Here is a 21,696-nt window from a genome sequence, read left to right on the forward strand (position 1 = left end):
CCGTAGGCCCTTTCTAGCGCGCTCGAACGCGGGCCGTGGGCGAAAGTTACGACTCTTCACCCCTTCCGGTGGCGCGACGGACAACCGTCCGTCGCGCCTTCGGCATATCCGCTTGAGTTTCCCGCGGCGGGTCACCGGACCGACGGCGGCCGCCTGAACGGGAGATCGGGGGTGCCACTCGTGCGGATCGGACTGCTCACCGAAGGTGGTTATCCGTATGCGACGGGAGAGGCGAGGCTGTGGTGCGACCGGCTGGTCCGCGGGCTGCCGCAGCACGAGTTCGAGCTCTACGCGCTGAGCCGCAGCGCCGAGCAGGAGGAGCGCGGCCGGGTCGTCCTGCCCGAACACGTCACCCGCGTCTGGACCGCCCCGCTCTGGGCCCCGGCGGACGACGGGCACACGTACTCCCGGCGTGAGCGCCGCCGCTTCGCCGACTGCTTCAAGGAACTGGTCCGCGGGATCTGCGCGGGCGAGCCCGAGCCCTTCGCCGCCGGACTGTACGGACTGGCCGAACTCGCCCGGGAACAGGGCGGGCTGTACGCGGCCCTGCGTTCCGAGACCGCGGTGCGGGCGGTGGAGTCCGCCTGCCGGGCCCCCGGCGCGCTCCGCTCCGTACAGCGCGCGCAGGTCGCCGACCTGCTGGACTTCGTCGACGAACTGGAACGGCTGCTGAGGCCGCTGTCCCTCGACTGGTACGAGGACCTGCGCGAGGTCGACGTCTGCCACGCGGCGGCGGGGGGTGTGGCCGCGCTCCCCGGCCTACTGGCCAAACGCTTCTTCGGGGTTCCGCTGCTGGTCACCGAGTACGGGGTCCAACTGCGGGCCCACTACCTGGAGCACGCGGCGGACGCCCCCGCAGGACCCGCCGGACCCGGCGGACGGGGAGGCGCGCCCAGGCCCGCGGTACGGGCCCTGCTCGCCGCCTTCCACATGCGCCTGGCCACCGAGATCTACGCCCGGGCCGACCTCCTCACCCCCGGCAACGCACACGCCCGGCGCTGGCAGGAGCGCTGCGGCGCCCCCCGGGACCGGCTGCGGACGGTGTACCCGGGAATGGAGGCGGACCGATTCGCCAGCGTCGGCGAGGACCTGGACCGCGGCGACCCGGACACCCTGGTCTGGGTCGGCCGGATAGAGCCCGCCAAGGACCTGATCGCCCTGTTGCACGCCTTCGCCGAGGTACGCAGGGCCGCGCCGCAGACCAGGCTGCGGATCTTCGCGACAGCCGTGGTCCCCGGCTACCTCGCCGACTGCCGCTCGCTCGCCGCACAGCTCTTCCCCGACGAGGCCGCCGACGCCGTCACCGTCGGGGAGAACCCCGTCTCCTTCGAGGAGATCGGCGGCCCCGACGCCCCCTCGCCGGCCGACGCGTACGGCTGCGGACGGGTGGTCGTGCTGTCCTCGGTGATCGAGGGCTTCCCGATCACCCTCGCCGAAGCCATGCTCTGCGGCCGGGCCACCGTCTCCACCGATGTCGGCGCCGTGTGCGAGGTCATCGGCGGTACCGGCCTGGTCGTCCCGCCGCGCAACCCGCGGGCCCTGGCCGACGCCTGCCTGTCGCTGCTACGGGACCCCGAGCGCGCCCACCGGCTCGGCGCGGCCGCCCGGGCCCGGGCCCTGGAGCTGTTCACCGTCGAGCAGAACGTCGCCGCCTTCCGCGAGATCTACCTCCAGCTATTGGCCCACGGATCGGCCCGGCCCGACGGCGGGATCCCCTTCGAACAGCCCCCCGAGGCCCGGGTCCCGGGCCACTGGACGAGCCCCGCCTGGGCGGCCCCGGACCCCGCGCCCGCGAAGACCCCGGACCCCGCGCCCGCGAAGACCCCGAACACCACCACGACCACGACCACGGAGGCGACGGTATGACCCTGGACGAAGCCGCCCCCGTCACCGCGGCCCCCCGCCGCAGGGCCGCCGGGGACCCCGTCAAGACGCTGCTGCACCGGCACCGGGCCCTGTGCGAGCGGGCCGTGGACCCGCTGGAGATCGCCGCCGGACTGGAGGTGCAGGGCATCACCGACCGCACCGCCGCCCGTTTCCGGCACCGGGACGTGTTCTCCCTCGCCGAAGAGCTCTACGCCCGCACCCCGCGCGGGGACGAGCCGGCCGCGCCCTGCGCCGTCCGGCCGTCCGACGCCCGGGCCTTACGCGGCTTCGGGTACGCCGTACTCCCCGGAGCCGTCGCGCTCGGGGCGTCCGCCGCCGGGGTGCCGTTCGCCGGGCCCGTCGCCGTACTCGTCACGGTCGCCGCCCTGGTGTGGCCCGCCGGGCCCGCGCCGGTCTCCGCCGGCCGGTTCCCCTACGCCGCGCTGCTGCTCGCCGCGGCCGCCGTCGGCTGGGCCGTGCACCGCCACGGCACGCCCCTCGGCGTCGCCCTCGCCCTGGCCGCGGCCCCCGGGTACCTGGTCGGCGCCGTGTTCGCCTCCCGCGCCCGCAGCCGGCTCGCCGGTAGCCGCGCCCTGGAGGACTTCGCGGACCGGGCCCGGCCGCTGCTGATCGCGGCCGCGCTGGCCTTCACCGCGGCCGCCACCGGGGCGGCCGCGATCGCCGGAACCCCCTACGCCGTCGCCGTACCGCTCGCCCTGCTGCTCTTCCTGGCCCGCCTGCTGCTCGTGCACGGCGCCCCGCGCGGGCCCGTCGCCGCAGCCCTGGCCCTCGTCCTGGTCCCGACCCCGCCGGCGGTGGCCGCCGCCGCGGCGGGGCTCCTCGTGCACGCCGCCCTCGTGCTGTCCCGCGCCTCCGCGCACGCGCGGCACTGAGCCGGGCCCACCCCGTCCCGCCGCCGCTCTTCGGAGCCGCCGCCGAGGCGCCGTACCCCCCACATCCCCTACCCGCGTCTACCCCCGACCCCCTGCCCAACGACCAAGGAGACACAGGATGACCGGCCAGCCAACCAACCGAGGGGCCGCGCGATGAGGGTGCTGCTGATCGGAGCCAATGGATACCTCGGCCGCTACGTCGCCGACCGGCTGCTCGCCGACCCCGCCGTCCAGCTCACCGCGCTCGGCCGCGGCGACGACGCGGACGTCCGCTTCGACCTCGCCACCGGCAGCCCCGGCGCCCTCACCCGGTTCCTCGACGCCGTCCACCCCGGCGTCGTCATCAACTGCGCCGGCGCCACCCGCGGCGGGGCCCGGGAGCTGACCCGGCACAACACCGTCGCCGTCGCCACCATCTGCGAATCCCTGCGCCGCAGCGGATGCGGGGCCCGCCTCGTCCAGCTCGGCTGCGCCGCCGAGTACGGGCCCAGCCAGCCCGGATCGTCCACGGCCGAGGACGCCGTGCCCAGACCGGGCGGCCCGTACGGCGTCAGCAAGCTCGCCGCCACCGAGCTGGTGCTCGGATCCGGGCTGGACGCCGTCGTCCTGCGGATCTTCTCGCCCGTCGGGCCCGGCACCCCCGCCGGATCCCCGCTCGGCCGGCTCGCCGAGGCCATGCGCCGCGCGATGCAGTCCGGGGACGGCGAGCTCAAGCTCAGCGGGCTCGGCGTCCAGCGCGACTTCGTGGACGTACGGGACGTGGCGCGGGCCGTGCACGCCGCCTCGCTCTCCGCCGCCCAGGGCGTCGTCAACATCGGCACCGGGCGCGCGGTCCGGCTGCGCGACGCCGCGGCGGTACTGGCCCGCGTCGCCGGGTACGGCGGCGCCCTGCACGAACTCGACGTACCGCAGCAGGGCCAGCACGGGCAGCACGGGCAGGGCCACGGCCACGTACCGGGCCACGGCGCCGGCCACGGACACCCGCTCGGCTACCAGGGCCGGCCGCAGCAGCTCGCCGCCATCGGCTCCCCGCGCTCCGAGGCCACGGCCGAACAGCTCGCCGCGGCCGCCGTGGCACCCGCGTACCCGTACCCCGACGGCTGCGGCGCCTGGCAGCAGGCCGACGTGCGCACGGCCCGGGACCGGCTCGGCTGGCGGCCCCGGATCGGCCTGGAGGAGTCCCTCGCGGACATCTGGATGGAGGCGGCGTGCCGCATCTGACGACGGCGACGACGGCGGCCGCCGCGACCGAGGCGGGCCGCCTCGGCCTCGGCGTCCCCGGCTACGCCCACCCGCTGCTCGCCCCGGTCGAATGGGCCGAGCTGACTCGCCCCGGGACCCCGCTGCACTGGACCGTGCTCAATGTCACGGACGGCCCGGGCGGCCGACCCGACCCGCACTGCACGGAGGCCGCGGGCAAGCTCCGGGAGGTGGGCGGGACCGTACTCGGCCATCTCGCGATGCGAGACGGTGCGCGGTCGTTCGGCGAGCTGGTGTCGGACGCGCACCGCTACCTCGACTGGTACCGGGTGGGCGGCTTCTATCTGGCCGAGGCCCCCGCGGACCGGGCCGAACTGGCTGCGGTGCGCCGGGTCGCCGACGCCCTGCGCGGCCTCGGCGACGACCTCCGCATCGTGCTGGGACACGGCACGCACCCGTACGAGGGCTACACGGAGGCCGCCGACCAGCTGGTCACCTTCTCCGGGGCGTGGGTCGATTACCGCTGGTCGCAGGTGGCCGAGTGGACCGCTGAGCACCCGCCCGAGCGCTTCTGCCACCTGGTCCACGGGGTGCCGCGGACCCACCTGGAGGAGGCCGTCCGGATCGCCCGCTGGCAGGGCGCCGGCACGATCTGGTTCACCGACCGGGGCAACGCAGGAGGTCGCGATCCATGGGCCTCAATGCCCGCTTACTGGGACGAATTCGTCTCGCGGATCGGACCGGGTGTCTCGGAATGAAGAAGGGCGTGGCAGTGTTACGGAAAGAACCACCGTTCAGACTTTCCCATCTACGGAGTCCCCGTGTCGCTGCCACCCCTGGTCGAGCCAGCTGCTGAGCTCACCGTTGACGAGGTCCGTCGGTACTCCCGCCACCTGATCATCCCGGATGTCGGGATGGACGGCCAGAAGCGCCTGAAGAACGCCAAGGTGCTGGCCGTGGGCGCGGGCGGCCTCGGCTCGCCCGCCCTCATGTACCTGGCCGCGGCCGGCGTCGGCACGCTGGGCATCGTGGAGTTCGACGAGGTCGACGAGTCGAACCTCCAGCGCCAGATCATCCACAGCCAGTCGGACATCGGCCGCTCCAAGGCCGAGTCCGCCCGCGACAGCGTGCTGGGCATCAACCCGTACGTGAACGTGGTCCTTCACGAAGAGCGGCTCGAAGCCGAGAACGTGATGGAGATCTTCAGCCAGTACGACCTCATTGTCGACGGCACGGACAACTTCGCCACGCGCTACCTCGTCAACGACGCCTGCGTACTGCTGAACAAGCCGTACGTGTGGGGCTCGATCTACCGCTTCGACGGCCAGGCCTCCGTCTTCTGGTCCGAGCACGGGCCGTGCTACCGCTGCCTGTACCCGGAGCCCCCGCCGCCGGGCATGGTCCCGAGCTGCGCCGAGGGCGGCGTGCTGGGCGTGCTCTGCGCGTCCATCGGGTCCATCCAGGTCACCGAGGCCATCAAGGTCCTCACGGGCGTCGGTGAGCCGCTGGTCGGCCGCCTGATGATCTACGACGCCCTGGAGATGCAGTACCGGCAGGTCAAGGTCCGCAAGGACCCCGACTGCGCGGTCTGCGGTCCGAACGCGACCGTCAAGGAGCTCATCGACTACGAAGCCTTCTGCGGCGTCGTGTCGGAGGAGGCCCAGGAGGCGGCCGCCGGCTCCACGATCACTCCGAAGCAGCTCAAGGAGTGGATCGACAACGACGAGTCGATCGAGATCATCGACGTCCGCGAGATCAACGAGTACGAGATCGTCTCGATCCCGGGCGCGAAGCTGATCCCCAAGGGCGAGTTCCTGATGGGTACCGCCCTCCAGGACCTCCCGCAGGACAAGCGCATCGTCTTGCACTGCAAGACGGGTGTCCGTAGTGCGGAAGTCCTCGCGGTCCTGAAGTCCGCGGGCTTCTCCGACGCGGTGCACGTCGGCGGCGGCGTCATCGGCTGGGTCCACCAGATCGAGCCCGAGAAGCCGGTCTACTAGTCACGCCCCGGAGGGGCCGTACCGCGCAGGGGCGCGGTACGGCCCCTCCGGCGTTCGCCCACGCGCCCTGCGGTCCGGCGTTCGCCCACGCGCCCTGCGGTCCGGCGTTCGCTCACACGCCCTCGGGCTCCTGCGGCGTCACCGGCGCCGCGGTGCCCGTGGGCTCCCCGGACGGGGTGCAGACGACCCCGGAGGGCGGCACCTTCCCGTCCAGCAGGTAGCTGTTCACCGCACCCTGCACGCACTTGTCGCCGCTGTTGTACGAGCCGTGCCCCTCGCCCTTGTACGTGAGCTCCACGCCGACGCCGGGGCCGAGCCGCTCCACCATGTTGCGGGCGCCCGCGTACGGGGTGGCCGGGTCGCCGGTGTTGCCGATCACCATGATCGGCGCCGCGCCGGGGGCGGAGACGTCCGGGGTCTCCCAGGTGCCCGGGACCGGCCAGTCGGTGCAGCTCATCAACGCCCAGCCGAGGAAGTCCCCGAAGACGGGGGAGGCGGCCCGGAAGGCGGGCAGCTTCGCCTTCGTCTCCTCCAGCGTGTACCGGCCCTTGGAGTCGGCGCAGTTGATCGCCGTGTTCGACGCGCCGAGGTTGCTGTAGTGCCCCTGCTGGTCACGGCCGTTGAGCGAGTCGGACAACGCCATCAGCAGCTGTCCCTGCCCGCCTTCGGCCTCGTCGAGCCCCTGCTCCAGCAGCGGCCACAGCTCCTTGGAGTACAGGGCCTGCGCGATGCCGTTCGTGGCGGCGGACGCGGTGAGCATCCGGGTGCCGATGCCGGGGATGGGCTTGTCCGCCAGGCTCTTCTGGAGCTTGATGATGTTGTCCTCGATCTCCTTGGCGGTGCTGCCCTGGAGCCGGCACTCGTCGCCGCGGTTCACGCAGTCCTGCGCGAAGTTGCCGAGGGCCAGCTGGAACCCCTTGGCCTGGCCGAGGGCGCTCTGCTCCGAGTTCTGCGTCGGATCGACGACGGCGTCGAAGACGGCGCGGCCGACGTTCTTCGGGAAGAGGTGGGCGTAGACCCCGCCGAGCTCGGTGCCGTAGGAGATCCCGAAGTAGTTCAACTTCTCGTCGCCGAGGGCCTGCCGGATCCGGTCGAGGTCGCGGGCGGCGTTCTCGGTGCCGACATACGGCAGCAGGTGCCCGGAGTTGTCTTTGCAGGCCTGCTGGTACTTGTCGAGGTTGGCGACGTAGGCCTTCTCCTCCTGCGGCGTGTCCGGCGAGGAGTCCTGGGCGTAGTAGGCGTCGAGCTGCTTGTCGTCCTCGCACTTGACGGGGGCGCTGCGGCCGACGCCGCGCGGGTCGAAGCTCACGAGGTCGTACCGCGCCCGCAGGGCCTCGTACTCCGAGGCCGCGCCGGGCAGCGTACTGATCCCGGAGCCGCCGGGCCCGCCGAAGTTGAACACGAGCGACCCGAGCCGCTTGTCCTTGTTCCGCGCCTTGGCTCGGATCAGCGCGAGAGGAACCGTTTCTCCCTCGGGCTTGGCGTAGTCGAGCGGGACGTGGAGGGTGGCGCACTCCCAGTCCTTGGGCGGTGCCTGCCCACCGCCTTGGGCGACGTCGGGAGCCTCGCAATCCCCCCACTTCAGCGGCGCGGCACCCTTGGTCCCCCCGGCCTGGGGCGTCCCGCCCTCGCCGTCGTCGGAACACCCGCCGACCCCGGAGAGCCCGACGGCAACGACAACGGCAACGGCACCCCGCACCAAGTTTCGACGCATACCCCCATCCTGCGACCCCCACCCCCACCCCGCCCCCGCGCTGACCCGTTCGGGGCGCCGTGGTCAGCGATGACCTGGCGGTTTCAGCGGCCGGGAACGCTGACGAGCAGTTCCTTGAGGCCGATCCGCCCCGCTCCGCTGCCGACGAGGGTGACTTTGGCCAGCGGGCCGCGCCGCCTGGTTTCCAGCCGGGGCGGGTACCAGCGGAGCGCGGTCAGCCGAACCTCGACGTCGGGCACACCGACGGCTCGGAACACCATGCCGACCTGTGCCTCACCGGTGAGGCTTTCCGCCACGCACAGCAGCTCCTCGGCGGAGCTCTTCGCGAGCTGGGTCACGTACAGCCGCGCCACGGTCGGCGGTGCGGGCTGCGCGGCGATCGCCTGAATGATGAGTTCGATGTCCTCGGACGCGGCGACACAGAACTCCTGATCGTGCTGGCTGATGGCCGTTGCGAGATCATTGAGGTCCGCTCCATCCGGACCGGACTCGTTGATCAGCCTAGCTGGCATGATCAATGAGTTCTTCCTTTCGCCGAAGAACCAGGCGATGTTTCGCGGTGTATCTCGCACCACAGAAGCGAACATTCCGTTCAGCTCCGGGTGTGGCTCGCTGAAACGCCAACCGAGCGTGGGTAGCTGGACGAGCCCGGTGGTGTGATTGATTTCGCTGGTGGACCTGAGCCAGACCACAGGTGCGAATCGCTCAAGGGCCGCCCTTGCCCGCTGGAAGCGCGGCAGTGGTTCCTCCATGGTCACCTCCACTGCGTGTTCCTGCGTAGCTGCCACAGCGCCCTCAGGTCGGCCGGGCCTTCCAATCGTATGACTCGCTCGGGGTTCTGCGATCGCAGGGCCCGCTCGTAGTCTCCTCGCGGTACTGGATCCAGACTCAGGGTCGGGTCGTAGACGTATCGACCGTCGGTGTAGACCTGATGGAATTCATATTCGACATTTCTGATTCCGTTGGCCCCGGCCTCAGGTGTCCTGAGCGTCCCGGACGGGGTGATGTAGTGGACGACCTTTCCCTCGCCCCCTGCCTGCCTCATGATGAATTCAGAGATCTCGGTGCAATCGACGTATTCGCCCCTGGGGGCTGCCCGCATGGCGTCGATCAAATTCTGTTTCGGCGGGTGGGCGGGGTTCGGCTCCCTGAAATCAAAGGGGTCGCGCTCCGGGCACCCATCCGGTGCAAGACCGTGGGCGTCTGACCAAGTGTGGGGGTTGTGTACGTACGCGGCCGGGTTGGGGGACGGGGTGAGGCCCAGGGGGTCCGGGGAGAGGTAGCGGGCCGTTTCGGGGTCGTACGTGCGGAAGTAGTTGTGATGGAGGCCCGACTCGGGGTCGTAGTACTGGCCGGGGAAACGGAGCGGGGTGTAGGCCGTCGCATCGGTGTTCCAGGTTGTGGTGCCCCACAGGGTGGTGCGGGTGCGCCATGCCGTCGTGCCGTCTTCGGCGAGGAGCTGGGTCGGGGTGCCGACCAGGTCGGTGACGATCGCGAAGAAGCGGTCGTCCACCTCGTCCTGGTCGATGCGTTCGGTCTGGGTGAGGGGGTGGAGGCCCTGGTGGGTCCAGGTGACCGTGACACCGCCGGTGGTCTGCTCGCAGAGGGTCGTGCCGTCCCAGGTGAAGAGGGTTTCCTCGACGACTGTGCCCGTTTCCGACAGGCGTCGCTTGGCGGTGCGGCGGCCCAGGGGGTCGTACGTGTACCGCCACCGCGTGCCGTCCGGGGTGGTGACCGCCGTCAGCTGGTCTTCCGCGTTCCATTCGTAACGCCAGGTGTCCGGTTTGCGGGAGAGGCGGGTCTTCTGGCGGAGGGTGACGCGGCCCAGGGCGTCGTGTTCGTAGCGGATCGAGCCCGCGCGGGTGATGCGGGTGCCCGTGTACGTGCGCTCGCCCACCGCCTCCGCGCCCGGGTGGCGGGTCGGCCAGGAGGCGTGCGTCTGGTTGCCCGCCTCGTCGTACGCATACCGCTCCGACCAGGACGTTGCCTCCACCGCCGTGACGCGGGCGGCAGAGTCGAGGGTGAACGTGCTGGGGCCGGTGACCGAGTCGTCGATGCCGGTCAGGTAGCCGTCGGCGCGATAGCTGTAGCCGCGGCGCTGGAGGGTGCGGCCGTCCTGGCCCACGACCGACTGTGCGGTCCGGCGGCCCATGCCGTCGTACTCGTGGGTGAGGGAGAGCAGCGGGTTCAGTGTGCGGGTCAGTTCCTGACCCGCCGAGTCCCGGTCGAAGCTCAGCGTGCGGCCCGCGGTGGTGAGCGTCGAGCGCCTGCCCGCCGCGTCGTACGTCCATGAGGACTCCGACCCCGTGGGGGTGGTGCGGTGCGTGCGGCGGCCCAGCGCGTCGTACCCGAACGTGAGCGTGCGGCCGTCGACCGTCTCCGAGACCAGCCTGGCCAACTCGTCGCGGAGCCAGGTGACCGTCGCGTCCGGGGAGGCCGCGGTCGCGAGGGCGTCGAAGGAGTCGTACGCGTACGTCGTGACCCGGCCTGCCGCGTCCTTGCGGAGCACCTGGCCGAGCGCGTTGTGCTCGTAGGTCGTCGTCTCGCCCACCGCGTTGCTACGGGCGCTGAGGCGGCCGGCGGCGTCGTAGCCGTACGTGAGGGTGCGGTCGTCGAAGTCCGACTCGGTGGCCAGGCGGCCCGCAGGGTCGTAGGTGTAGTCCCAGGTGAGGCCTTGGGGGTTGGTGACACCGGTGAGGCGGAGCTGGGTGTCGTGCGCGAAGGAGTAGCGGGCGCCGTCCGGGCCGGTCCGGGTGACGAGGAGGTCGAAGTCGCCGTACTCGGAGACCGTCACCCCGCCCACCGGGTCCGTGTGGGTCAGGCAGTTGCCCTCACCGTCGTACGTCCACGACTCCGTGCTGCCATCGGGGTTCAGACGGTGCAGCAGACGGCCTTCGACGCTCCATGTGAAGTACGTGGTGTTGCCGAGTGGATCGGTGATCGCGATCGGGCGGCCGAAGGCGTCGCGGACGTACTGAGTCGTCGCGCCCAGCGGGTCCGTCGTCGACACCACCTGGCCCGTCGGATCCGAGCGCACTGTCGTCGTCTGGCCCAGGGCATCCGTCACCGTCGCCAGGTGGCCGCGGACGTCGTACGAGAACCGGGTCGTGATGCCGGACGGATCGGTGACGGAGGTGCGGTTTCCGCGGTCGTCGTACGTTTGGCGGGTCACCCGGCCGTCCGCATGGACGACTTCGACGGGCAGGCCCAGGGCGTCGTACGCCGCGCGGGTCTCGCGGCCGTCCGGGCGGACCACCGCGGTGAGCCGGCCTTCTTCGTCGTAGCGGAAGCGGGTGGTGTGGCCGAGCGGGTCGGTGCGGGAGAGCAGGCGGTTGAACCGGTCGTGCTCGAAGCGCGTCGTCGCGCCCGTGGGGTCGATCTCCGCGGTGATCTGGGCACGGTCGTTGACCAGGAACCGGGTGCGGTGGCCCAGGGAGTCGATGAGGGTGGTGCGGCCCGGCTCGTAAGTGAAGCGGACGTCGAGGTGACCGTTGGTGCCGGACTGGGCGATGCAGCGGTGCTGCTCGTCGTAGACGTAGTCGAAGTGGCGGTCGTTGGTGTCGGTCCACGAGGTGATCCGGCCCAGTTCGTCGTAGCCGAAGCGCAGGGGGCGGCCCGAGGAGTTGGTGACGTCCGTGAGGTGGCCGTCCGTGTACCCGTAGCGCAGGACTTGGGTGCCGTCCGCCAGGGACAGGCCGGTTATTCGGCCGTCCGAAGACGTCAGGCGCAGCTCGTAGCCGCCGCTGTGGGAGACGGCGAGCGGGGCGCCGGACTCGTCGTACGAGAAGGCGATCCAGGCGCCGCCCCGGTCGTCGACCTGCAGCAGCGCGCCGTCCTCCGCGAAGTGGCGGACATGGCCGGAATCGGGGTCGGTCACTGTGTACGCGCCGTCGGCATCGAGGACCAGCGGCCAGCGATGGCCGTGGGACGGGAGGACGGCGGTCCCCGGCTCGGGGGTCGGGTAGGCGAGCAGGCTTCCGTCCTCGCGGACGAAGACGATGCCTTCCTCGTCGATCTCCAGGCGCTGGTCGACCGTACTGGCCCAGGTCGGGCCGAACCACCGGCCCGAGCGGTACGAGGATTCGAAGGTGCGGTTGAAGACCAGCGGCAGCGAGCCGGGCAGCACGAGGTCGGTCTGAGGGAGGATCATCCGGCCCGTCGCCATGTCGACCGGGTCCTCGCGGCAGGTCAGGTCCTCCCTCTTGGCGCGCGCCGCAGCTTCTTGTTCGGCCTTCTGTGCCGCGCGCGTCGCCTCCTTCCGGGCCGCGTTCTCCGCGCCCGTCTCCGCGGCACGGGCACCCGTACGGGCGGCTGTGCGGGCGGCCCCGCCCGCACCCTTGGTGCCGATGAATTCCGGGGCGAGGCGGCCCCAGCCCTCACTCGCGTCGCCTTCGAAGCTGTCGAGGACGGCGCCGGGGATGCGCTCCGGGTGCGAGGCCGTGGAGACGAGGCCCGCCAGGGTCATGTTGAGGTGCTGCGCGTACTCGGCGGGGTGCGTGAGGTTGTACGGGTCCGCCGGGTTGAGGCCGCGGGCGAAGTTCAGCAGGTCCGCGGTGCCCTTCACGACCCCGCCCGTGAAGTGGGTGAGCTCGACGGCCTGGGCCCCCTCGTGGTCGAGGAAGCCGGACCAGGCTCGCTCCGTCGCGGGCGGCTTGGCCGGGGCGTGCTCCAGAGCGGTCTGCAGTACCTTCTGCACTGCCGAGGCGGTCTCATCACGCTGGCGGCGTGCCTCGTTCAGGATCTCCTGGGCCCGTTTGCGGTCCGCCGCGCCCACGTCACCCGGGACGGTCGGCTTCGGGCCGGGATCGTGACCGGCCTTGGCGGCGGCCTCGTACTCCTCGGCCTTGGTCTCGTAGGCGGCGTCCGCGTCCTTCGTGGCCTTGTCGCCCTTCTTGTAGAGGTGGACCGCCTCTCCCGCCTGCTGCTGCGCCCACTGAACCGTCTCCGTGTACCGGGCCAGCGCGCCGGCGGCAGCCTCGCAGGCGTCGGCCGCCCGGAGCCAGTCCGTCGGATGCATCGCGAACTTCTCCCGGAAGGCGTCGGCCGCCGCGCCCTTCCAGCGGCCCGAGTCCAGGGCGCGCATGCCCTCTCCGACCCGGTCGAACGCCGTCTGGAAGTCCCTGAAGTGCTTGGCCGATTCCCGGATCGCGGAGGGCGAGCCGTGGATCAGCTCGTTGGCCTCCTCGGTCTGGCCGAGTTGCTGCTCACCCACCGTGGCGCCGAGGTTGGTGGCGGCGTTGTCGCCCCAGTCCTCGACCTTGTCCGCCGCGCCGTGTGCGCCGACGTGATCGAGGGCTTCGCCGATCCCGTCGGTGGCCTTGTCGATGCCCTCGCCGGCGACCTTCTTCGCCGACTCCCAGCCGTGGTCCAGCCTGTCCAGGCCCTTGTTGACCAAGCTGCCCCAGTCCGCCATCAGTGCTCACCCTCCGCCTGAGGCTCGGGTGCGGGGCCGACCAGGTCCTCCACCACGGTGTTCATCTCGTCGCGCAGTCCGACTGCGTTGAGGGCCTGGTTGGAGAGCAACATGTCGGAGCTGTTCAGGTCGCGGATCGTGGTCTTCCAGGCCTCCTTGCTGCCCTCGGTGGCCCGTTCATAGGACTCGCCGCTGTAGTCCGCGTCGCGGACCTGGGTGTACGGATTGTCGGAGAGGACGTCGTCCCAGCTCTTCGCGGTGATGTCCGCCTCGGAGGCGTACGGATTGCCCATCACGGCGTTCGTGCCCACCTTGAACGCGCCCTGGACGTACTGGTCCTGCTCGTGTACGAGACCCGCCGACAGGCCGACGTTGAACGCGAAGCCGTTTCCCTGCTGGACCAGCGAGCGCACCCCCCACTCCCAGCGCTCGCAGAACGTCCTGAGGGTGGATGTCAGACCTTCGTGACCGGTCTGCATGCCCGACAGGGCGAGCTCGGAGAAACCGCGGCCCATGCCCGCGGTGCCGACCGAGCCGACCTCCTTCAGCTCGGCCAGCGTTTCCGTGATGCCGCGTGCTATCAGCCCGAGAGCCTCTTTCGAGACGTCCAGATCCGGCTGGTCCCCGCTCACGCCGCCACCTGCCCGTCCAGTGCCGCCGCGTCCGGCACGATGCCGCGCAATGGAGGAAGCACCACCCCGTCGGGGCCGGCCGCGTCCAGTGCCACCCCGCACGGGAAGTCCAGGGCCGCGAGCAGCTCGTCCAACAGCCGGGCACCCGTGATGCGCCGGTATGGCCACTCACGTTCGGCCTCGTCCCGTGCCGCCGCGAACCGGGCCAGCGCCTCCTCGTCGGAGAACGCGCAGATCCAGTCCAGGCCTCCGAGTCCGGCCGTCCACAGCCCGCCCCGCTCGTCCAGCGGTACGAGCACCACCCGGCTGCGGAAGTCGGCCAGCCGCTCCAGTACCGCTGTGCAGGCCAACTCGAAGGGATCGGCGGCGGGTTCGCGCACGCGGCCCGCGGCCTCCGTCCGGAGCCGGCCCCACTCCTCGTCGAATCCCACTCCGACACCCCCCGCTCAGTTTGCAATCGAACGCAATTTTGAGGGCTGTTCGGGTGGGAGCCAACTTTGCGCCTTGTCCGGCGCACAGATTGAGACGGGGTCAGGGTGGGGGAGGAGTTGCGGGCTGCCAGGGGTCCGCCCATCGGGCCCACGGCCCGCCGCGTCGGCCTGGCGCCGGGCGCTGACCCGCCTGCCGTACTTCCTAGATGGCCTCTTTCCGGGTCAGGTAGTTGAAGGACAGCCAGCCCGGCAGGACCGGGAGCCAGAACGTCATCAGGCGGAACAGCAGGACCGCCGAGATGGCGACCTCCTTCTCCAGGCCCGCCGCGATCAGACCCAGCGTCAGCGTCGTCTCCACGGCGCCGATGCCGCCCGGCGTCGGCGCCGCCGAGCCCAGTGCGTTGCCCGCCAGGAACACCACCGCGATGCTCGCGTAGCTGAGGGCCTGCCCGCCGCCGAACGCCCGGATCGAAGCGTCCAGGCACATCACGAAGCAGCCGGTCAGCAGCAGCATCCCGCCGATGCCCGTCATCAGCTTCTGCGGTCGCTGGAGCACGTCCAGCATGCGCGGCACCACGCCCGCGAACAGCGCCCGAACCCGCGTCGCCACGAACTTCCGCAGGATCGGCACCGCCGTCACCACCAGCACCAGCACCGCCACCGTCAGCAGACCCGCGATGACCGTCCGGGACGGGGTCATTTCCGGGGTCTTCTCGGTGCCGGTCAGGTAGCCGAAGGCCAGCAGCAGCAGGATGTGGCTCGCCAGTCCGAACAGCTGCGAGGCACCCACGCTCGCCACCGCCAGTCCCGGCCGGATCCCTGCCCGCTGGAGGAAGCGCGTGTTCAGTGCGACGCCGCCGACCGCCGCCGGCGCCACGAGCTTCACGAAGGACCCCGCCACCTGCGCGACCACCGTCCGCAGGAACGACACCCGCTCCGGCACGAACCCCAGCAGGCTCATCGCCGCCGCGAAGTACGTCAGCGCGGAGAAGGCCAGCGCGGCCCCCACCCAGCCCCACTGCGCCTGGCCGACGATCGTCGCGAAGTCCACGTGCGCCAGCTGCGTGAGCAGGAAGTACGCGCCGAACGCGCCCGCGATGAACGACACCAGGGTGCGCGGCCGGATCCGCTCCAGCCGGGCCGGTTCCACCGGCGCCTGCGGGCGGATCAGCAGCACCTGCTGGCGGATCTGGCTCAGCAGGTCCTCTTCGCGGGCCCCGTCGAGGGCGTCGTCCAGCGCCCTCTTCTCGGCCTTCTTCTCCGCGGACGTGGACGTCGCCGACTTGGCTCCCGCAGGCTTGGCACCCGCCTCGCGCGCCGCCTTCGCGGCCCGCGAGGACTCCAGTACGGCCTCCCGCTGCCGGTCGGCCCGCTCCCGGGCCAGTCTGCGCAGCGTCGCCCGGGTGGAGCGGCTCAGCGCGATCGGCTGGAGCAGCGGCAGGCAGTCCGCCACCGCGTCCGGCCCGAGCACCGACACCGCCGAGGCCACCGCGCGCTCCGCGCCGACCCGCAGGCCGAGCGTGGTCAGCAGCTGGGCGATGTCCATCCGCAGGACGAGGTCGCCGGCCGCGATCTCACCGCCGCGCAGGTCGGTGAGGACGACGTTGCCGGAACGATCCACCACGAGCGCGTCGCCGGTGAGCCGCCGGTGGGCGATCCGCCGCGACTGCAGGGCTCGTACCTGCTTCCACGTGCTGCGCGTCAGGTCGTCGGTGATCTCCTCGTCGGCGAGCGCGTCGAGGTTCCGGCCGTCCAGGTGCTCGTACACGAGCATGACGGCGTCCGGGCCGAGTTCGGAGGTGGCGATCAGCTTCGGCGCGTTGGCCCCGGCGGCGATGGCGGCGTACGCGAGGAGCGCCTCCTGTTCCAGGGCCTGGCGCAGGGACTGGAGGCTGCGCCGCGTGGTGATGCCGCGCAGGGTGAGCCGGCGCCAGACCCGGTAGAAGAACCCGTGGGCCTGCTGTTCGCGGTCGACGACGGTGACGTCGAGCGGCGGGCCGTCCTCCAGGGTGACGTGGTAGCGCCGGCCCCGGTCGCTGACCTCCGAGGGGTCGGCGCCGTCCGGGAGCTCCGCGCGCATGGCACTGACCGGCTTGAAGCCGACCCGGCGCAGGCCGGCGAGGAGGGTCTGCCCGGTGGGGCGGACGTTCGGCGAGCCGACGGCGTACAGGGTCCCGTACGCGACGCTCCAGCCGATCAGCACGGTCAGGATGATCGAGAACGGGGTGGTGTACCCGCTGACCAGCATCGCGAAGGCGTCGAGCAGCAGGACCACCCACAGCGCGACCCGCCAGCGCGGTCTGCGGGTCATGCCGACGGCGGTCATGTACGCGATGACGGGCGCGAGGTAGCCGTGCACCGGGTCGGTGATGGGGCCGCCGATGCTGGTGGGACGGGTGAGGGCGTCCTGAATGGTGTCGGAGGCGGCCTGGGAGACCCACAGGTCGGTGGCCAGGGTCACGCCGTGCGCGAGGACGGCGGCGAGCACGCCGTCGGCGATGCGCAGTCCGTCCCGTTTGATCAGCCGTTCGATGGCGAACGCGACGGGTACGAGCAGTACGGCGATGCTGGACACCAGCCCGGCGACCTTGATCAGCACATCGGGCGCGGCGCCGGTGCCCTGGCTGATGTCGGCTTCGAGGCCGGCGGTGGTGCGGTGCGCGAAGGCGGCGATGCCGAGGACGACGGCGATGCCGAGGACGCCGACGAGGAGGCGTACGAGGTCGGAGGGCCGGTGGACGCGGGCGGCGAGCAGCGGCTCGTCGACCTCGACCTGGTCGGCGGACGCGGCGGCGCGCCCGTGCGGCCCGTCGGCGCGCTCCTGCGGCCCGTCGGCGTCGGCCGCGGGCACGTCCTCGGGCACGTCGTCCCCGGGCACGTCCTCGGGTACGTCTCCCGGCCCGCCTCCGGGCTCGTTTCCGGGCCGGTCCCCGGCGCCGGGTCCGGTGCCGCTTCCGGTGCCGCTTCCGGATGCGGCAGCGGCCCGGCCGGGGAGCTCGTCGGGGAGCTTCCCGGGACGCGGGTCTGGGCGCGTGCTGTCGTCCTCAGCCGCGCCGTCCGGAGGGCTCACACCCTGCTCCTTCGTCGTCACTTCCGTCTCTTCTTGATCACGTATCACCAGTCACCGCCCGGAAGATGGTGGCACGGACCGACGTGCGGGCGGGGCATCAGGGTGCGTGCCGGTACGGAAGGAAACCTTCCGGGAACCGGTCCGTGATGTACGGCACCATGGGCGCAATGAGCGAAGACCTGCCCGCGTACGCGGAGCGCGTGCTGGATGCGGCCGAGCGGATTCCGCCCGGCCGGGTGATGACGTACGGGGACGTCGCCGAATGGCTCGGCGAGGGCGGACCGCGCCAAGTCGGGCGCGTGATGGCCCTGTACGGGGGAGCCGTGCCCTGGTGGCGGGTGGTCCGGGCCGACGGACGACCGCTGCCCGGCAGCGAGCACCGGGCCCTGGAGCACTACCGCGCAGAAGCCACTCCGCTGCGTCTGACCGCCGACGGCGAGGCCCGGCTGAACATGCCGCGGGCGCGCTGGGACGGGCAGGAGGAGCACGCCGCACGGGACGAGGGTCACATCTGACAGCTTCGGCCATGCGGCGCCCGGGCGGGCGGTCGGGCGCCCGTACGGGGGACCGGTACGGGGGTGGGAGCGGTGACCGGCGAGGGCCCCGGCGGCTTCCCGGGCCCCACCTCGGGGAACTGCGCGGCACCCGCCGGTTGCCGTAGCGTTGCCTCTTCGGCCGCAGCAACCGCAGACCCACCAGGACCGGCACCCCACGTGATCACCTCTCCATCCGACCGCTCCGAGCGGCGGCGTACGCGGACCCCTGACGCGTACCGCCTCGTGCGCAGTGGGCCGCAGCGGGTGGATCCCCCTGTTCTGGACGCAGCACAGCAGGCGGTGGTTGATCACGCAGGCGGACCGCTTCTCGTCCTGGCCGGGCCGGGCACCGGGAAGACGACCACGCTGGTCGAGGCGGCCGCGGCCCGCGTCGAGGCCGGGGTGGACCCCGCCCGGATCCTGATCCTCACCTTCAGCCGCAAGGCGGCGGTGGAGCTGCGCGACCGGGCCGCCCTGCGGCTCGGCGGGGCGCGCGCCCCGCAGGCGACCACGTTCCACTCCTTCTGTTACGGACTGGTCCGCGCCCACCAGGACACCGACCTGTTCGCGGATCCGCTGCGGCTGCTGTCTGGCCCGGAGCAGGACGTGACGGTCCGCACCCTGCTGGAGGGACAGCGGCAGATCCGGTCCATCCGCTGGCCCGACGACCTGCGGGCCGCCCTGACCACGCGCGGCTTCGCCGACGAGGTCCGCGCCGTCCTCGCCCGCGCCCGCGAGCTGGGCCTCGGCCCGTCGGCGCTCGACGCGTTCGCGACCCGGCTGGGCCGCCCGGACTGGAAGGCGGCGGCCGCGTTCCTCTCCGAATACCTGGACGTCCTGGACATGCAGGGCACGCTGGACTACGCGGAGCTCCTGCACCGGGCGGTCCTGCTCGCGGAACGCACTCCGTCGCTCGCCTTGGCCTACGACGTGATCTACGTGGACGAGTACCAGGACACGGACGCCTCCCAGCTGCGGCTGCTGCGGGCCCTGGCCGGGCCGGCGGGCACGCTCGTCGCGTTCGGCGACCCGGACCAGTCGATCTACGCGTTCCGCGGCGCCGACATCAACAACATCCTGGACTTCGAAGCCTCCTTCCCGGGCGCGGCGGTCCACGCCCTGACGGTGGGCCGCCGCTCCGGCGCGAACCTCCTCGCGGCGACCCGCCTCCTGACCTCGCGCATGCCCGTCCCGCGTCTCCCCGCAGTGGCGGTCCGCGCGCACCGCGGCCTGGAGCCGACGCGGGAGGGTGGCCGGGTCGAGGTGTTCACGTACCCGACGGCGGGCGCCGAGCTCGACAACATCGCCGACGTCCTGCGCCGGGCGCACCTGGAGGACGGCGTGCCGTGGCAGGACATGGCCGTCCTGGTCCGCTCCGGCGGCCGCACCCTCCCCGCGATGCGCCGCGCACTGATCTCGGCGGGAGTCCCTGCGGAGACGGACGGCACGGACACCCCCCTCCGCCACGAACCGGCGATAGCCCCCCTCCTCACGGCCCTCCGCGTCGCCGCCACCCCCCTGCCTGCGGTCGAGGACGCCGCCACCACCCCCCGGACCGCCGCAGGCGATGACTCCGGCCTGCTCGGGCAGCCGCAGGTCGGCGGTTCCGCCGACGGCCCGGCGCCGGACGCCGGAGGCGTCGAGACGGGCGAGACGGGCGAGACCGCTCACGATTCCGGGGTGTCTGGCCGGGGGACCTCCGCCGCCGAGTCCGGCCTGCCGGCAGATGTCGGTTCCGAGGGGACCGGTCCGCTGCCGGGGGCTTCGCCCGACCTCGCCGAGCCCGCCGCCGCAGTCGCCCCCGGGCCCGCCGCAGACGCCGCGCACGGGGGCGCCGCGCACGCAGATGCCGTTCCCGCCGCCGGCGACGCCACCGGGTCCGTCTTGGCCGACGGGCCGGTGGACGGCTCCGACGAGGCCGCGACCGCCGCAGGCGACGGCGTCGACGCGGGGTGGGTCGGGGTCGAGGCGGCCCTGGTGCTGCTCGGGTCGCCGCTCGGCGGGATGGACGCCGCCGACCTCCGCCGGCTCGGCCGCGCCCTGCGCGACGAGGAGCGGGCAGCCGGCATCAAGGTGCCGGCACCGTCCGACGTGCTGCTCGCGCGCGCCCTAGCCGAGCCCGAACGGCTCGTCGCCCACGATCCCGCGTACGCCCGCGGAGCCCAGCGCCTCGGACTGCTCCTGCGCAAGGCCCGGGAGCTCCTCCAGGGCGGCGGCACCGCCGAAGAGGCCCTGTGGACCCTGTGGGACGGGACCTCCTGGCCCGACCGGCTGGAGCGCCAGGCACGCCGCGGCGGCGCCGGCGGCCGCAACGCCGACCGTGACCTCGACGCCGTCTGCGCGCTCTTCGACACCGCCGCCCGCGCCGAGGAGCGCACCGGCGGCCGCGGCGCGCTCAACTTCCTCGAACAGCTCGAAGCCGAGGACATCGCCGCCGACACCCTCACCACCCGCGCCACCCGCTCCGAGGCCGTCCGCCTCATGACCGCCCACCGTTCCAAGGGCCTGGAGTGGTCCCTCGTCGTCGTGGCCGGCGTACAGGAGGGGCTCTGGCCCGACCTGCGCCGCCGCGGCTCCCTCCTCGAAGCCGACCGCATCGGCCGCGACGGCCTCGCCGAGCCCCTCACCCCCGGCGCGCTCCTCGCCGAGGAACGCCGCCTCTTCTACGTCGCCGCCACCCGCGCCCGCGACCGCCTCGTCGTCACCGCCGTCAAGGCCCCCGCCGAGGACGGCGACCAGCCCTCGCGCTTCCTGACCGAGCTCGGCGTCAGCCCGAAGGACGTCGCCGGCCGGCCCCGCCGCCCCCTCGCCGTCCCCGCGCTCGTCGCCGAGCTGCGCGCCACCACCGTCGACCCCGACGCCTCGCCCGCACTCCGCGAGGCCGCCGCCCGCCGGCTCGCCCGCCTCGCCGCGCTCACCGACGAGGACGACCGTCCGCTGGTTCCCGCCGCGCACCCGCAGCGCTGGTGGGGGCTGTACGAGCCCACCGCCTCCACGGTCCCGCTGCGCGACCGGGACCGGCCCGTCGCCCTCTCCGGCAGCGCCCTGGACCAGCTCGCCAACACCTGCTCCCTCCAGTGGTTCCTGGGCCGCGAGGTCAAGGCCGACGCCCCCTCCACCGCAGCCCAGGGCTTCGGCAACGTCGTCCACGTCCTCGCCGACGAGGTCGCCTCCGGCCGCACCCCCGCCGACCTGGCCGTCCTGATGGAACGCCTCGACTCCGTCTGGGACGCCCTCGCCTTCGACGCCCCCTGGAAGTCCCGCCAGGAGAAGGACAACGCCCGCGCCGCCCTGGAGCGCTACCTGCGCTGGCACACCACCGACCGCGGGGGCCGGGCGGCCGTCGCCACGGAGCACTCGTTCGACGTCACGCTCGAAGCGGGTGACTACGCCGTTCGGATCCGGGGTTCCATGGACAGGGTCGAATCGGACCCCCAGGGGCGTGCGTACGTCGTCGACTTCAAGACCGGCAAGGCCGCGCCCACGAAGGACGAGGTCGCGCGGCATCCCCAGCTCGCCGTGTACCAGCTCGCCGTGCGCGAAGGCGCCGTCGACGAGGTCTTCGACGGGGTGCGCCCCGACGCGGGCGGCGCCGAACTGGTGCACCTGCGCCAGGGCGCCGCCGTGCGGGACGGCGGTGACGCGGTGCCCAAGATCCAGGCGCAGCAGCCGCTCGACGGCGAATGGGTCGGGGACCTGCTCGCCACCGCCGCCGGCCGGGTCCTGGACGAGCGCTTCGCGCCCGCCGCCGGCCGGCACTGCGACCACTGCTCCTTCCGCAGCTCGTGCACCGCCCGCCCCGAGGGCCGCCAGACCGTCGAGTGACCGGTGACCGGTGACCGGTGACGGTTGGTTGGCCGTTGGCCGTTGGCCGTTGGCCGTTGGCCGTCGGCTGGCGGCTGGCGGCTGACCAGCGGCCTGCGGCTGACCGGTGTCCGGCG

Annotated in this window: 13 protein-coding genes; 7 read left to right on the forward strand and 6 right to left on the reverse strand. The window is 72.6% G+C overall.

Features of this window, described 5'->3' with window-relative positions:
- Positions 1–180 precede the first annotated feature (180 nt).
- The 5 genes from pelF to moeZ all read left to right on the forward strand — a co-directional run bounded on the left by pelF (position 181) and on the right by moeZ (position 5,959).
- On the forward strand, positions 181–1,866 hold the full coding sequence (gene pelF / locus OG974_RS27065; RefSeq protein WP_371644713.1) for a GT4 family glycosyltransferase PelF: 1,686 nt from the start codon (positions 181–183) through the stop codon (positions 1,864–1,866).
- Positions 1,863–2,759 carry a hypothetical protein gene (locus OG974_RS27070; RefSeq protein WP_327285286.1) on the forward strand — a complete coding sequence of 299 codons (897 nt, stop codon included), beginning with the start codon at positions 1,863–1,865 and terminating at the stop codon, positions 2,757–2,759. The genes pelF and OG974_RS27070 overlap by 4 nt, the downstream gene beginning before the upstream one ends.
- Positions 2,760–2,912: 153 nt before the next feature.
- The gene (locus OG974_RS27075) at positions 2,913–3,980 is read left to right on the forward strand and encodes an NAD-dependent epimerase/dehydratase family protein (RefSeq protein ID WP_328763579.1); all 1,068 of its coding nucleotides are present in this window, start codon (positions 2,913–2,915) and stop codon (positions 3,978–3,980) included.
- Positions 3,968–4,717: a spherulation-specific family 4 protein gene (locus OG974_RS27080; RefSeq protein WP_328763581.1), complete on the forward strand. Its 750-nt coding sequence runs from the start codon at positions 3,968–3,970 to the stop codon at positions 4,715–4,717. The genes OG974_RS27075 and OG974_RS27080 overlap by 13 nt, the downstream gene beginning before the upstream one ends.
- Before the next feature lie 63 nt (positions 4,718–4,780).
- Entirely contained in the window at positions 4,781–5,959 is a 1,179-nt protein-coding gene (gene moeZ, locus OG974_RS27085) for an adenylyltransferase/sulfurtransferase MoeZ (protein ID WP_327285289.1), read from the forward strand.
- A gap of 112 nt (positions 5,960–6,071) precedes the next feature.
- Here moeZ and OG974_RS27090 read toward each other — a convergent pair whose 3' ends face one another.
- From OG974_RS27090 to OG974_RS27115, 6 genes are all read right to left on the reverse strand, one after another.
- Positions 6,072–7,673 carry an alpha/beta hydrolase gene (locus OG974_RS27090; RefSeq protein ID WP_327285290.1) on the reverse strand — a complete coding sequence of 534 codons (1,602 nt, stop codon included), beginning with the start codon at positions 7,671–7,673 and terminating at the stop codon, positions 6,072–6,074.
- Positions 7,674–7,756: 83 nt separating this feature from the next.
- The gene (locus tag OG974_RS27095) at positions 7,757–8,425 is read right to left on the reverse strand and encodes a hypothetical protein (protein ID WP_328763583.1); all 669 of its coding nucleotides are present in this window, start codon (positions 8,423–8,425) and stop codon (positions 7,757–7,759) included.
- Between the two features lie 2 nt (positions 8,426–8,427).
- Positions 8,428–13,086 carry a putative T7SS-secreted protein gene (locus OG974_RS27100; protein ID WP_371644716.1) on the reverse strand — a complete coding sequence of 1,553 codons (4,659 nt, stop codon included), beginning with the start codon at positions 13,084–13,086 and terminating at the stop codon, positions 8,428–8,430.
- The gene (locus OG974_RS27105) at positions 13,086–13,718 is read right to left on the reverse strand and encodes a hypothetical protein (protein ID WP_327285293.1); all 633 of its coding nucleotides are present in this window, start codon (positions 13,716–13,718) and stop codon (positions 13,086–13,088) included. Before OG974_RS27105 ends, OG974_RS27100 begins: the two co-directional genes overlap by 1 nt.
- Positions 13,715–14,149, reverse strand: a complete 435-nt coding sequence (locus OG974_RS27110; protein ID WP_328763587.1) for an SseB family protein — start codon at positions 14,147–14,149, stop codon at positions 13,715–13,717. The genes OG974_RS27105 and OG974_RS27110 overlap by 4 nt, the downstream gene beginning before the upstream one ends.
- 202 nt (positions 14,150–14,351) lie before the next feature.
- A complete protein-coding gene (locus OG974_RS27115; protein WP_371646923.1) occupies positions 14,352–17,219 on the reverse strand; it encodes a YbhN family protein in 2,868 nt (955 codons plus the stop codon).
- Between the two features lie 146 nt (positions 17,220–17,365).
- On the opposite strand from OG974_RS27115, the gene OG974_RS27120 reads away from it, so the two are divergent.
- Both OG974_RS27120 and OG974_RS27125 read left to right on the forward strand, forming a co-directional pair.
- Positions 17,366–17,734 carry an MGMT family protein gene (locus OG974_RS27120; RefSeq protein WP_327285296.1) on the forward strand — a complete coding sequence of 123 codons (369 nt, stop codon included), beginning with the start codon at positions 17,366–17,368 and terminating at the stop codon, positions 17,732–17,734.
- 201 nt (positions 17,735–17,935) lie between these two features.
- Entirely contained in the window at positions 17,936–21,580 is a 3,645-nt protein-coding gene (locus OG974_RS27125) for an ATP-dependent helicase (RefSeq protein ID WP_371646925.1), read from the forward strand.
- Positions 21,581–21,696 lie beyond the last annotated feature (116 nt).

It is taken from the genome of Streptomyces sp. NBC_00597, assembly GCF_041431095.1.
In the GTDB taxonomy this organism is placed as follows: domain Bacteria; phylum Actinomycetota; class Actinomycetes; order Streptomycetales; family Streptomycetaceae; genus Streptomyces.